This window comes from Oceanobacillus sp. FSL W8-0428, from assembly GCF_038004405.1.
GTDB lineage: Bacteria > Bacillota > Bacilli > Bacillales > Amphibacillaceae > Oceanobacillus > Oceanobacillus sojae.
Genome location: NZ_JBBORB010000001.1, coordinates 510,640 through 524,478 on the forward strand (window position 1 = coordinate 510,640; position 13,839 = coordinate 524,478).

Genomic DNA, 13,839 nt, shown 5'->3' on the forward strand with positions numbered 1-13,839 from the left:
CGCTATAATCGAGTAAGATAATCCAGTAACTCATGCCTAAATAAAATCTTATTATCGCCCCCTATATCTTCTGCTAATTCTCCTATTTGCGGTTTGCTAATATTTGATTCTGCTACAATATCATTATTCCAAAATATATTTCTTGCAGAATCATCCGCTATAATACGTTTATTGGCCATTGCAATCACTCTTGAAAAATTGTCCGCAACAAATTCCATATCATGAGTAATGGTGATTACGCTCCTGCCTTCCCCCTGTAAGATATCCATCAATTCGGCAAGCCGATTAATTCCATTAATATCTTGTCCGGCGGTTGGTTCGTCTAAAATCAAGTAAGGAGTATCCAGTGCAACAAAAACAGCAATAGTAACAAATTTTCTAATCGAGTAAGGAATATCGAAAGGTTTCATATCCATATATTGCTGAATACCTGTCAGTTCAGCCGCCCGTTCTACTCGTCTATTAATTTCCTCATCGGTCAGTTTAGAATGTTTAAAAGAATATTCCAGTTCAGCCTTCACCGTATTGTTAAAAATTTGATCGTCTGGATTCTGAAACACATAGCCTACATATTGGGAAATTTGAGCAACAGTTTTATCTTTGGTATTTGTACCGTCTACTAATACATCTCCTTGGGTAGGCTTATGCAATCCATTCAATAACTTTACCGCTGTTGTTTTGCCGGCACCATTTTGTCCGACAATCGCAACCCTCTCGCCTTTTTCAATAGTAAAATGAAGGTTTTCATTTGCTACATATCCATTTGGATAAGCAAAAGAGACATCTTTAACTTCTAATGACATATCTTTTCACTACCTTTTTTCAGAATTTGCTCTCTTGCTTGAGATCTTGTAATAGCAAAGGTGTCGAAAGGTTTGCCTTGTTCCTTCATATCATTACTCAGCAAGGCAATTTGTGGAATATTCACACCTTCATTTAATAAATTCACGTTGGAAAATACGTCACTGGTTTTTCCATTCGTAATTAACTCTCCTTGTTTAATAACTAAAACCTCATCCGCATATTCAGCTATTAAATCAATTTTATGTTCCACAAGGAGAATCGTTTTGCCCTGCTCTTTTAATAAATGAATAATTTCAAATATATCGGATGTACCCTTCGGATCTAACTGTGAAGTTGGTTCATCGATTACAAGAATGTCTGTTTCCATCGCAATAATGGAGGCAAAAGCAACTCGTTGCCGCTGTCCGCCAGAAAGTTTATTTGGATTGTTTTTAACTAAATGTTCTATTTTTAGTTGTCTAACAACATTAGTGACTCTATCAATAATTTCTTCTCTTTCCACACCTAAATTCTCTAATCCTAATGCAATTTCTTCAAAAACCGTTTCTTTGATACCGCTGATTTGGGTGAAAGGGTTCTGAAATATATATCCAATCGTTGAAGCTAATGCACTGCTTTCCCACTCGCGGATTTCTTTTCCTTTAATAAAAACCTCTCCTGTCAAATCCCCTCCATAAAAACTGGGGATCAGACCTTTTATTAAATCGCAAAAAGTTGTTTTTCCTCCGCCATTTTCACCGATAATGCCATAGAGCTTACCTTCTTCAAAAGCATAATTAATATTTTTCAAAGCATCTGCTTCAGCCAGCGGATATCTATAAGATACATTTTTCAATTCAATATAACTCATAATACAACCCCCAAAATGATCAGACCTAAAATAAGAATGTCTACTAATATCACCAATATTTTTTCCAAAGCTGGTGTAGGACGGAGAAAACGCAAATGCGTATTAGGATTGGCAGATGAGAATGCTCTAGCATCCATGGCAATTGTTTTTTCCTCCGCCCCAGAAATTGCTCCCAAGAATAGTGGACTTAGAACAGGGACAAATGCTTTGATTCGGACAAACACATTCCCCTCTGTCTCGATTCCTCTGGACCTTTGTGAATCCATAATGACTTTTGTTTTATCCTTTAAATCAATAATCAACTGTAACGATGACAAAATCATGAAACTAACATTGTGTGGCACGCCGATTTTTTCTAAGGAATAGGTTAAATCCTCTGCTTTTATCGTCACCGTACAAAGGACAAGAATTCCACAAACGACTAACATGATCGTCGCGTATTGAATACCTAAGTCAATTCCTTCCTGTGTGATATTAATAATCCCATAATTAAATATCATATTTTCACCCGGCCAAAAGATAGCACGCACAATGAAAAAGAAAGGGCCAATAACCAAACCAAGTTTCAGAAATGGACCGATAAAACTTTTGAAACGACCAGCTGCAACCGCTAACAAAATAAACACCAAGGTTATCACAACGTTCACTTGCCAATGCTGAAAGAATAACGTAATTAATCCTAAAGCTATATAGATATTAATTTTGTTCAAAGGATTCAAATTTAAAAGCCAATTCTTACTTAATTGTGGACTACGATAAGAATTTATAAATGTCTCGTCCATCATACACTCCTCCTGAACAATCAGTTTATTTTTTATATGCGTCCAAAAAGACATTACCATTTGGCAGCTTAACAAGTGTTTTTTGCGGTATATTTCTAATAATTAAGTAAGCTACCAATGCTGTCGGAACCTTATCAATAATATCCACCGACATATTAGATATAAAAGCACTAGCCCATACCGGTACTCCAGACCCCATTAATATTCCCCCAAGTACACCTGTTCCACTAACACCAAATCCGTTAAATAGGAAGTAAGAAATCAGACTTCCTGATATCCCGACAATCAGTCCCATAATTGCACCAGCTCCAATTGTTTTCGGAACAGTAGTAAAAAACCCTTTTTTAGCCAAGTATCCCGCTAATAATCCCATCAGCATGAAATTAATGACATAGAATAACGATTGAGGATTTGTAATCGAAATACTTAAACAGGTAAGTAAACCAACAAGGATACCTGCAAATGGTCCAGCAATTGCTCCAATAGTAAATGTCCCGATAGTATCTAAAAATAAAGGCAACTTCAATAAAACAGCAATTTGACCACCAACAAAATTAACCGCAACACCAATAGGTATTAAAAAGATTAATAAACCCATGTTTCTATTTTTCATAACCCTTATTTCTCCTTTAATAACAAATTTTTTCTATCAACATTCAACATTATAAAAACGAAAGAAAGATTCCCTTATTCTCATTAAAATTTCATTTCAACTTTTCCCCCATTAATAAAAGGCACCCAAGGATTCACCATTTCATCACCAAATTTATCTGGTTTCTTTTCAATTGCAAAAAGATACGTAGAATCTTCATTAACCGGATAAGCAGGGCTATGCCAAACTCCTTTATTGATTACTATGCCCTGGCCAGGTTTAATCCGAAAACATTGCACAGTCAAGATATCCGGCTGTTCATCTGGATCATCTATATCAGAACAAAGTGCTACAGGCTGAATGATTTCTTTATCTAAAGCGATTAACAACTCTTCTCTGCTGACATGACGTTCCATTGCATCTACTACAAGCTCTCTTTGTTTTGTGTTTACTAGCCCCATTCCTATCGGCTCTGAGACATCTAACATAGCAATGTAATTCCAACAATCCCAGCCCTCTCCTACTTTCGGAGGCGGTGTATTGGGAATCTCAATTACCTTGCCGAATTTTTCAAATTCAGCAGCATTAATATCTTTCACTGTTGTGTACTTAGACATGTTCGTCACTCCTCAAAAATAATATTCTCTTACTTATATTTAATAATTAAAACGCTTTCTTTAAATTTCAAAAACAAAGCTAGATTATTTTTCTAGCAGCACTTTATAGCATAATTGTAATGAATTCCTATAATACGTTGTATTGTGCTAAAGGTTATTTAGCCATTGATAAGAATATCTATAAATCCAGCCTCCTTTTCAAAAAATTATATATATTTGATAATCAATATAGTATATTACGTTATCGTTTGTGTCAACATTTTATTTTTTAAACAAACATAATATAACATAAACAAACATAATTGTTGTTAATAGCCATATAAATAGCTATAATGATCTTAACGATAGTATTCTAGGAGGAAACTTAATGTTACGAGAAGAGAGACTAAAGGAAATAGAAAGAATATTGCGTGAAAGAGGACGTGTGGAGGTAGGTAATTTATCTAGAATATTTAATGTCACTGAAATGACTGTGCGAAGAGATTTAGATGAGCTGGCTACCCAGCAAATAGCTGTTCGATCACATGGAGGAGCAATCATTCATTCTGATAGGTTACTAGCTGAACGGCCTTATGAGTTAAGAATTTTAATGAACAGAGAAGAAAAAGAAAAGATTGCTGAAGCAGGTCTCTCTTTTATTAATGACGGGGATAAGATATTTATTGATTCCAGTACTACGGGATATTGCCTTGCCCATTCCATTCCTAATGAAAAAAGACTGTTAATTGTTACTGGAACCTTATCAACAGCAGTTGAATTAAACAATCGTCCCAACTTGCAAGTTGTATTTATTGGTGGTGATTTAGAAAAAGAAACTGGTTCCAGCAAAGGACATTTTGCTGAATTAATGATTAACTCTATGAATTTTGACATAGCTTTTATAGGCGTTCCCAAAATAACTCCAGCAGGCATACTCACTACCTCCAGTATTGATGAGCTAATGACTAAAAAAGCGGTCATTAAAAAAGCTAAAAAGGTTATAGTGTTAGTAGATAGTTCAAAAATTGGTGAACCGGACTTTTTAGAGTTGTGTCATATAAGTAAGATTGATACGATTATTACCAATAAAGGTATTGATGAAGGATTTTTACAGACTTGTGAGGAAGAAGGAGTAGAAGTTGTATTGACGGATGTGTGAAGGTCGGGATGAACAAACTCTTTTAATATTCATTTACCCCTAAAAATGATTTACGCTTACTGTTATTGCTTTACAAGCCTTGGCAATATTGTACTTTATCAATGACTTAGGATAACTCTACACGTAAAGATACTAAATATATACCCTTAAGATATATATTCTTCTTGATATACTATTCTCATAGCAGCTTCTTTCAAGTAAGAACTTGCAGTCTTTAGTATTATTTTGAAACTATTAGAACCTGCTCCTTAGATTTTCATATAAACAGTAGCATCATCCTTTTGTATATAAATGTTATGATATTTATAAAGGCTACTTGTATACTAGTTGGTAGTAGCCTATGAAACTATTTTTCGCTAATGAAAAAAATTAAGAAATAGATTTCGATATATTACTCGGTATCTTGATTGATTAAGAAGAATCTCGAGGAAAAAGTTATAAAATTAATCGGCTTCTTAAACAGGCGGCAATTAGATTCTAGACGGAAGAAATATTATCTTTAAAGGCCTGTTTGGTCCGGAAAATCGTGGTTGGTTATTAGAGATATAGAGGTTTTGGAGACGATTTATCATACCGAGAAAAATGCTCAAACCATATGAGGTTTGGGCATTTTTTATGTTCGGTGATTAAATGGAGACTTTGATTTAACCAAACAGAAACTGACAACGTTAAGATGAGCGGCATACTATTCTAAAAATGTACTTCTTGCTATAATTGATATAAGCAGAAATTGTATTTTACTTTATTGTTTCAGTAATAATTATCATTCGAAAGTGGTACATTTCTTTAGTGAGAAATCTCCAGGTTTAGAAGAAAGATCGTTTTTCTAAGTGAATTCATTATCCAGGTGCTAACCTTAGGCGAACATTCATTACTAGGGAGGTTAGCACCGATTGATTTAACAAGGTTTTAAGCTATTTCATGTGCAGATTTATTGAAATTTAAGAATCCAAATTTCAGGTTAGCACTTTAACAGGTTTAGAACCTTGTGGTATAAGGGAGGAGAATATGTGCTTTCGCACTCTATTTGGGTGCGTGGATTGAAATTTCGAAATTTTTATTGATATCATTTCTATTTTGTTTCGCACTCTATTTGGGTGCGTGGATTGAAATATTGGCAGCCATTCTTCTTCCGCCACCAATAGCCTTCGCACTCTATTTGGGTGCGTGGATTGAAATCCTATCATCGAGACACCTTCTTTAATCTTGCACTTCGCACTCTATTTGGGTGCGTGGATTGAAATCCTATCATCGAGACACCTTCTTTAATCTTGCACTTCGCACTCTATTTGGGTGCGTGGATTGAAATCCACAACATTTGTTAGTATATAAATAGGAGGTGATTCGCACTCTATTTGGGTGCGTGGATTGAAATTTCGGTCCACAAATCGAGGATATTGCAAGATCTTTTCGCACTCTATATGGGTGCGTGGATTGAAATAACTGTTTAGATTGTGTCTGGATAACAGGTTGTTTTCGCATTCTATTTGGGTGCGTGAATCTAAATTTGGTTAACAGTTCTTGTATCTCTGCCAAGCTTACTTCGCACCCTATATGAGCGCATAGATTAAAATAAATTTGTACATTCGTTAACAATATTGCCAGTTTCCTAAAACATAACTAGATTGTCTATAAAACTATACTAGCATCACCATAATTCCCTCCCCTCAATGTTATTCTAAGAATACTTATCCTCTAATCTTTTAATCACTCTATCAGTATAAAGTAAAGATATGTAGTAGCTTAATGCTGCCAGAGTATAAATAAATAGACTCCCCCAATCAAAACTTTGAGTGTATGAGTAACTCCTAAATTCAAGCACTGCTCCTATTATTAGTCCTGCAATTGCATAATTTAATACGCTCCATCCTTTCAATTTATCCAATATAATAGACAATGGAGCACCAAGTAAAAAGAAAAATAGAAAAGAAACGATATAAATAAATATTAATATTATTATAGACGCATTTGAAATTTGATTGAAAGCAGCAACAGGATCTATTACTAATGCGATGATAACCACTAAAACAAGAAGCACTATCGGCGCTAGTAAAGACGCAAAAATTCTACTCATAAATTAAATCCTCCTATCCAAAAAATAACATAATCATTTTCAAATTAAAATAATTCATCTTTTACTACCCTGCCGCTCTATATACAATTAAAATTGATTCTAGAACAGTACCATCCTTACATGATGCTATATTCAAGAATAAATCATCCTTTGGCCTCCCCCTGCACATATATCTCCAGAGTCTTCTGATAATAAATCATAAAAAATCATGTATAATAGCCTCATACTTATTTACATACAACTTTATAATCCAAGAGAACATTCTAGAGTACGCTTGTTGCAGACAGTGAATTTGTCCTGCTTGTTGCTTAAAAAGATGAAGCGTCATGATATAAATTTATTGAAGAATGAAAACAATCGAAGAAAAGTGGGGCTAATATGACATATGTAGCTGTTTTTGATATCGGAACAACAGCAGTAAAAGGAATTTTGGTTGATAAAGACGTACAGATTACGGAAGAGCATTCAGTGGAGTTAGCAACCTTTCTATCAGAGGAAGGAATGATCGAACAACAACCAGAGGATTGGTGGGAAGCGGTCATCCATATTGCATCGCTTTGGTGGAAAAATGGTATTTCTCCTGACTCTGTTCGGGCAATAACCTTTTCAGGTCAAATGGAAGATGTTATTTCCATTAGTGAGGCGAATACGTATCACGCTATTTTATATTCGGATACCAGAGCTGGAAAAGAAGCGGAATGGATTAATAAGCAGTGTCCTGAAATTCGCAGTTATACCGGGAATAATGTAAGTGCCTCCACCCCACTTGCAAAAATGAAATGGTTAGAAAATCATTCCCCTGATCAGTATGCAAATACAAAGAAATTTGTATTTAGTTCAAAGGACTATGTTATTTATAAACTGACGAATGAAGCAGTCACTGATCCAATCACTGCTGCAACTACTGGAATAATGGATCTTAAAAATCGTTCATGGAACGAGGCAATCTCTCAAACTTGCAGAATAGATGAAGAAAAATTACCTAAATTACTAGAAGCAGATAGTGTCATAGGAACAATCACAGAAAAGGCTGGTAAACGAACCGGGTTTTCGACATCTACCATTGTCATGAATGGAACTGGTGATGCGGGAGCAACCACACTCGGCGCTGGTGCAGTTCATGAAAATGATTGTTATTTTTATATGGGTACCACAGGTTGGCTGGCAATGGTAGAAAGAAATGAAGGACAGTTAGACTCCTTATCAGAAAGTCATTTTAATCTGGCTTTTGTAGAAAAATCACATCGTATATCAGTTGCGCCATTACTGAATGTTGGAAATGTCCACAAATGGGCCGTTCAATTGTATACGGATCTAAATACTGAACATAAATATGAAACGTTTGAAGCTTTAATTGAAAAAACAGAGCCTGGCAGTGGCGGCGTATTATTTTTGCCTTATTTGAATGGAGAACGGAACCCAATGATTGACCCGCAAGCAAAAGGAGCCTATTGGGGAATAACACCACAAACAAAGCGGAAGGACCTGGCACGCGCTGTCTTGGAGGGCGTAACTTTCTCCTTAAAACAAACACTAGAAATGTATAATTTAAAGGAACGGCGTACGATTACATTAATTGGCGGAGGGTCAAAGAGCAGTAATTGGTGTCAAATGGTATCAGATATTATGAACCATCCAATTAGAGTTCCTTTAAATAGCGAGTATTTACCATCTATCGGGGTAGCGTCTACAGCTTTTATCGAACTCGGATGGTGTGAATCTTATCAAGAATTTGTTAATACCTATGTAAGAAGCATCCCAAGTAAAAACTATATGCCGGATCAAAAAAGAGTAGAGGTTTATGCAGCACAATATGAGACTTTTAAAAGGTTATATCCTGCTCTGCAGTCGATGTATAGGTGAGTTTGCTTTGGGGCTGTTTTATGTTTGTTTAGGTCCATTTTTCTCCATCAGATAATGGATAAGATTATTTGGTGTGGGCTATTACAAAAAAGAACAAATAGAGAAATGTAATAATTGTTTTATGGATTAATAACAAGAATCTCATCTTTTTTTCTCCAATAAGTGTACTATAATTCAGATTGCTTATAATTTTTTCTTAGATACTGAGATTTCTAAGGGGAGGAAGATAATAATGTGTAGAAAATTATTTAAGAATGTTATCCAATATATTGATAACGAGATTCCAAGATCTATACTTATATCGATTATAACCTTATTAAGCACTACTATAGCTTACATTTGTGGACAATTATTTATTATGCATTATTTTTTTAAAGGTAATTTTACATTTTTGGATATTATTATAAATCCTCTACCAATAGCATATGGACATATATTATTTATTGGAGGTATTTTAATAGTAGGTTGTATTTGTCTGATTGCAATACTAACTACTATTTTAGTAAAGTGGAAACATCGCTATTCCCATTTAATTCTCATGATAATATGCTTTATTTTCTTAAATTATATAATTGTTATGATTTTTACTAACGGCAATCAACTAATAAACACAGCAATTTTTTGTATTTACATTTTAACTATTTTCGGCGCTATTTATTTCTTTATAGACTTTATGACAAATTTTAAGTTTGGTTTATCCGTATTTGCAATATGGTTTATTACTGTTCTTATAATTGATATATTTAGCTTAAGTGACTGGCATCATTTTATAGAAACATTCCGAAACATTCTTACCATTCCTTTTTTCAGTTTTTTTATTATATATACCATTTCTAGATGTATAGTTTGGAAAATTGGAAAACCGAAACTTAAAAACTTTGAATACATTTATAAAGAAGTAAATTCAATTTTTAAAGACCTATCTTTTAAATTAAAAGGAGTAATCATAAGTATGGTCTCAATCGGTTTGGTAATTTTAGCATTCACAATATTTATTGGTCTGTTACCTCTAATAAATGATTGGACAATATCAGATAGAGATTTTGATCAAATCAGTGTCAATGGCAATACCTCAAAAGGAATTTATATTGGTGTAAAAGAAGGTACACATTATTATATTAATGAAGAAAATAAGCTGATACAGACCAATTCTGAGATTATAGTTTCACCAATTGATAATGATTAATTTTTCATAAATTTCTTACCAAATTATACAAATAAGTCTTTTTTAGCTCACTTAACTATTTACAAACTAGAGATGTACCTACATTTAATTTGCTCCGCTTATAGTAGACATAGATTTTTTATTATTTCTCTGTTTACTATAAGCGGAGCATTTACTATGTTGGATCAAGCATAAGCTAGTTGAACAGATTCAAGCGATACAGCATTAATTAGCAAATGGGAAATCCATAAGAGCTGTAACTAAAGAACATGAAATAAATGAACCTACGCTCAAAGCACAGGTCCGTAAGCTTTTTCTTTAATATAGATGCTAGTTCTTCTCTATGCCCGTATTTATGGATCTTAATACATGCTTTTACTTATCTACTCCCTCTTCATTATGCCCTGTCCTGTGCTTTATTCATTTTTACAGAAGCCAATACAGGATATTATAAATATGGTTAAATTCATAAGGAAATGATTAGTTGATAACTAAACTACAAAAAATTATATTGAAAATATGGAACTAAATATATCTATATACTTGCCAATCCTATTTATTTTAGTTCAAGAGCTGATTATTTAGCTCATGGTTGAATACTCTATAAAATCGATAACAATGTCCTTTTCCCATTCTTCATACACTACATGTGCAGTTTCATTAACAAATAATACCCTTACTTTTTAAAATCATATTATTTCCAGCCATAATTACCTCTTTTAATCAAAATTCGACAATATGGAGGAATTTTCTTCATTAAAAAATTATCCTATAAAAAACTTTAATGTAAAATCTTTAACTTTCTATGTAAACAGAAAAGCACCCTCTCCATGTTGATGTAGGTGCTGTCTCTATTCTTCTATCCGTGTGTTAAAATCCAAACTAGCTTTTTCTAAAGTCCTTAATTTTTCCCTGGATGTTTATAAACATATTCAGGAAAATCTGTAATGATACCATCTACGTTACGTTCAAATAAGTTATCTGCTTGTTCCTGCGTTCGTACTGTATAAGAATATACCTTCATCCCGGAATTATGAACACGGTCAACAAGCTCATCGGTAACGATATTCATATTCGGATTAAAGAAATCAGCATAAGTTGCAAATTGTGCCAACTGTTCATCAGTAACATTTGCCCAAGCTGTACCAGCAAGGACACCGTGAGGGATATTCTGCAGGAGTGCCTTTGATTGTTGCACAGATTCATGATTAAAAGACTGGATAATAATTTTTTCGTTATTAGGTTTATGCATATTACGCTCTATTAAGGCTTCAGCGACTTTTTCTTCCATACCCGGATACAATTCAGGAGATTTTAATTCTATTAATAATCCAATCTTCCCTCGATATGCATCGATTATTTCCTCAAAAGTAGGAATTCGTTCACCGGAAAATTCTGGACCAAACCAGCTTCCGGCATCCAATTGCTGAATTTCTTCAAGTGTGTAATCCCCTACAGATCCTGTCCCATTTGTTGTACGATCGACGGTTGTATCGTGAATGGCTATCAGCTCTCCATCCTTAGTCATTTGTACATCAATCTCAATATAATCGGCTTTCATTTCAAAGGCTTTTTCAAAAGCAGCCATTGTATTTTCCGGAGCATGCCCTGACGCCCCCCGATGTGCAATATTAACCATTTTTTTCTGTTGTTGAACTGTCTGATTACCACCATTGGATGCAAATGCAGGAACTGTGAACACGGACGTGAAGATCATTACTGCTAATGATAAAATAGTAACCTTTCGTATCATAATCTTAATCTCTCCCTTTTTCTGTATTTACTTTTTATTATAGAAGTAATCTATTAAGTGAATGTAAACTGTAAGATAAAGAAATGTAAGATAAACTAAGAGATTCGTAGTGGTTCAAAAGATTTGCAAAGGAAGAACGGACAACTGCTGAGCCTATTATTTGTTATTAATTTTTAAATTTCATATATTCACCTCCATTTTTGTTGTTAAACTAACTATAACCATTATTCTTATTGACATTTTAAACCATATATAATTATTTCTACATACTTTGTTAATTTCCTTTAAAAAGTTATAAAAAATTCAAAATATATAATAATTAACAAAGAATGGATAACAAGTGCAAATGGTATTTTTTCCTTTTAATATAATTAGTTACAACCAATAACCTCAAAAAATTAAACCGCGTCAGCATTTAACCTGGCATCCGATTTTAAATTATTTCCATCTGCCATTAAATACCTCAAGCTCTTTTACTTCATTCATTTTTCCTCCCTCTTAATCAAATTCGATAATAGGGAGGAATTTTCTTCATTAAAAAACTATCCTATAAAAAGGCTGGGATATAACTAGCCTCTTCAATATTTACTATCAAGTGGTGAGAGCCCTTCTATTTTTCATATTTTATAACGCACAGTCCGATACGCCCCATCTTCCACACTCAAAACAGAACCATAATTCAACTCAACCTTCCGCTGCTCAAAATATCCCATAGACGTTACAAAAAACAAATACATCATACCCATACCATACTTCATAATTTCCTGATCACTTAAAGGAGCATCAAGCCCGCTGCTTAGTTGCCTTGGCCGAACAATTTCTGTTATATACGAAAGTGTATAAGGGGTATGCGGGTTGCTTTTATCTCTCATATACCTCCTAGCCAGGCCTCTTAATAATTGATTATATCCATCCCATTTAACAACAGATTGATTAGCATATCTTTCTAAAGAATTTGCAAATAAATCTCTGATTTTATCCGTTTCATATTGACCGTTTCCTACAATTAAGTTTAGTCCATTGCTGCCGTCCATTCCCCTGCCAAACAAATGAATGTCTAAAAACGCAAATGGGCTGACTCTATCCATAACTGCCTTTACATTTCTGGATTCAGCTTGGGAGAAATCATTAAAATCTCTGTTCAAATCTATGCCATTAACATTATATCTGCCAACATTATTCCCTTCAGCATGAGATGTCCTGTCAAATCCATAAGGATTGACGACAGGAATATAAACAATATGGAAATTCCGTAACAGCTTCGCTCGAAATGCTTTATCTCTAAATGTGTTATCCCTCAATTGCTCCATAAATCTTATGCTGTATAAAGCCCCCATCCACTCTGTTCCATGCATGCTAGATATTACAAGGATAGTAGGTTTATTGAGGTTTCCCATTTCAATCATATACATATCATAATTTCCACTCTCATCTTTACCGATATTACTAACATTATTAAATTGCATTATCCTTTGAACCATCTGAGAATAGGAAGGAAGATTGAGGTTACCTGAGAAGTCATATGGTATTCTAATCATATAATCCCTCCTATACTTCTCGATAAATTACTTTATAAGTCACCGTATGATTTTCTGTCGGAGTGCCATTATGCTTAAAGGCAAGCCTCGATCCTCCAGGAAGAATCATAGGTGTTTTAAGATTTAGCTTGAATTCTCCACTGCTGGAATCATAAGCTACCACTTCAAAGTTCGCATGCCCATCATTGGAAATTCTTAAGGGTGTAGCAACCCATCTTGTCCCATTCGGATTCACAGTTTGAAATAATTGTCCATCATAATTATAATTAGGTCTAGATTGATCAATATTCAGGATTGGGAAAATATTTTGGCTTGAAGTTGAGTACTCTATAAAATCAATAACAATGTCTTTTTCCCACTCCTCATACACTACATGTGTAGTTTCATTAACAAAAGAAACCCTTGATTCATTTCTTAAAATTATATTGTTTCCAGCCATAATTACCTCTCCTTTTTAGTCGTTTAATTAGCTTTAATCATTGGATTTTTACACATCGATATTCTATTAGGTTACTTCTCCACTTGAAATACAGGTATATTTCAAGTGGAGAAGTCAACTCCCTGACTATCATTAATACTTCACTTAACACACTGTTCATGGCAGTCCCAAACTATTTTGTAACGTGCTCAAGATAGCATGTCCAGACAATCTATCAGTCAAAA

General features: G+C 34.1%; 12 protein-coding genes and 1 CRISPR repeat array. Of the genes, 3 read left to right on the top strand and 9 right to left on the bottom strand.

The features are described from left to right. Positions 1–2: 2 nt before the first annotated feature. From MKY30_RS02250 to MKY30_RS02270, 5 genes are all read right to left on the bottom strand, one after another. A complete protein-coding gene (locus tag MKY30_RS02250) occupies positions 3–803 on the bottom strand; it encodes an energy-coupling factor ABC transporter ATP-binding protein (protein WP_339283123.1) in 801 nt (266 codons plus the stop codon). Further along, entirely contained in the window at positions 794–1,654 is an 861-nt protein-coding gene (locus MKY30_RS02255) for an energy-coupling factor ABC transporter ATP-binding protein (RefSeq protein ID WP_339283125.1), read from the bottom strand. Before MKY30_RS02255 ends, MKY30_RS02250 begins: the two co-directional genes overlap by 10 nt. Beyond that, on the bottom strand, positions 1,651–2,436 hold the full coding sequence (locus MKY30_RS02260) for an energy-coupling factor transporter transmembrane component T (protein WP_339283126.1): 786 nt from the start codon (positions 2,434–2,436) through the stop codon (positions 1,651–1,653). The genes MKY30_RS02255 and MKY30_RS02260 overlap by 4 nt, the downstream gene beginning before the upstream one ends. A gap of 25 nt (positions 2,437–2,461) precedes the next feature. After that, on the bottom strand, positions 2,462–3,049 hold the full coding sequence (locus MKY30_RS02265) for a hypothetical protein (protein WP_341082678.1): 588 nt from the start codon (positions 3,047–3,049) through the stop codon (positions 2,462–2,464). A gap of 83 nt (positions 3,050–3,132) precedes the next feature. Further along, a complete protein-coding gene (locus MKY30_RS02270; protein ID WP_339283130.1) occupies positions 3,133–3,645 on the bottom strand; it encodes an ureidoglycolate lyase in 513 nt (170 codons plus the stop codon). A 367-nt stretch (positions 3,646–4,012) separates the two neighbouring features. Here MKY30_RS02270 and MKY30_RS02275 point away from each other — a divergent pair, with 367 nt between their 5' ends. Beyond that, entirely contained in the window at positions 4,013–4,783 is a 771-nt protein-coding gene (locus tag MKY30_RS02275; RefSeq protein WP_339283132.1) for a DeoR/GlpR family DNA-binding transcription regulator, read from the top strand. Positions 4,784–5,798: 1,015 nt separating this feature from the next. Next, a CRISPR array of direct repeats spans positions 5,799–6,290; the repeat unit is 32 nt; unit sequence TTCGCACTCTATTTGGGTGCGTGGATTGAAAT. Positions 6,291–6,461: 171 nt separating this feature from the next. On the opposite strand, the gene MKY30_RS02280 is transcribed toward MKY30_RS02275, so the two are convergent. After that, on the bottom strand, positions 6,462–6,857 hold the full coding sequence (locus MKY30_RS02280) for a hypothetical protein (protein ID WP_339283134.1): 396 nt from the start codon (positions 6,855–6,857) through the stop codon (positions 6,462–6,464). A gap of 378 nt (positions 6,858–7,235) precedes the next feature. On the opposite strand from MKY30_RS02280, the gene MKY30_RS02285 reads away from it, so the two are divergent. Together MKY30_RS02285 and MKY30_RS02290 are read left to right on the top strand one after the other, a co-directional pair. Continuing rightward, complete coding sequence (locus tag MKY30_RS02285) at positions 7,236–8,720, top strand: xylulokinase (RefSeq protein WP_341082681.1); 1,485 nt, start codon at positions 7,236–7,238, stop codon at positions 8,718–8,720. Positions 8,721–8,952: 232 nt separating this feature from the next. Continuing rightward, a complete protein-coding gene (locus MKY30_RS02290) occupies positions 8,953–9,906 on the top strand; it encodes a hypothetical protein (RefSeq protein WP_341082682.1) in 954 nt (317 codons plus the stop codon). A gap of 880 nt (positions 9,907–10,786) precedes the next feature. Here the strand turns inward: MKY30_RS02290 and MKY30_RS02295 are convergent. From MKY30_RS02295 to MKY30_RS02305, 3 genes are all read right to left on the bottom strand, one after another. Beyond that, a complete protein-coding gene (locus MKY30_RS02295) occupies positions 10,787–11,638 on the bottom strand; it encodes a glycerophosphodiester phosphodiesterase (protein ID WP_341082683.1) in 852 nt (283 codons plus the stop codon). Positions 11,639–12,255: 617 nt separating this feature from the next. After that, on the bottom strand, positions 12,256–13,176 hold the full coding sequence (locus MKY30_RS02300; protein ID WP_341082684.1) for a DUF2817 domain-containing protein: 921 nt from the start codon (positions 13,174–13,176) through the stop codon (positions 12,256–12,258). A gap of 10 nt (positions 13,177–13,186) precedes the next feature. Then, positions 13,187–13,615 (bottom strand): hypothetical protein, encoded by a 429-nt coding sequence (locus MKY30_RS02305; protein WP_147209983.1) that lies wholly within the window; start codon positions 13,613–13,615, stop codon positions 13,187–13,189. Positions 13,616–13,839: the final 224 nt, after the last annotated feature.